Origin of the sequence: Clostridium sp. ATCC 25772, from assembly GCF_001573875.1 — a bacterium.
Taxonomy (GTDB): Bacteria; Bacillota; Clostridia; order Clostridiales; family Clostridiaceae; genus Clostridium_J; species Clostridium_J senegalense.
Map to the genome: position 1 here is coordinate 1 of NZ_LFRG01000202.1, position 544 is coordinate 544.

Annotated in this window: 1 protein-coding gene; it reads left to right on the plus strand. The window is 36.9% G+C overall.

What is annotated here, in order from left to right; translation table 11 throughout:
* The coding region (locus AZI32_RS17590; RefSeq protein WP_157450996.1) for an acetate/propionate family kinase at positions 1-544 on the plus strand (544 nt) is incomplete at both ends.

Genomic DNA, 544 nt, shown 5'->3' on the forward strand with positions numbered 1-544 from the left:
AATGGTTGGAGTATTCGATACTGCATTCCATCAAACTATGCCTAAGAAGTCATACTTATATGGATTACCTCATGAATTATACACTAAGTATGGAGTAAGAAGATACGGATTCCACGGAACTTCTCACAAGTATGTATCTCAAAGAGCTGCAGAAATGTTAGGAAAGAACGTAGAAGACTTAAAAATAATAACTTGTCACTTAGGAAACGGAGCTTCTGTAGCTGCTGTTGATGGTGGTAAATGTGTAGATACTTCAATGGGATTCACTCCATTAGAAGGATTAATAATGGGAACTAGATGTGGAGATATAGATGCTGCTATACTACCATTCTTAATGGAAAAAGAAGGATTAGACGCTAAAGGATTATCTGACTTAATGAACAAACAATCTGGGGTATACGGAATGACTGGTATATCAAGTGACTTCAGAGATATAGAAGGAGCTGCTGCAAAGGGAGATGAAAAAGCTCAAGTTGCATTAGATGCTTATGTTCAAAGAGTTCAAAAATACATAGGAGCTTACGTTGCAGAAATGAACGGTGTA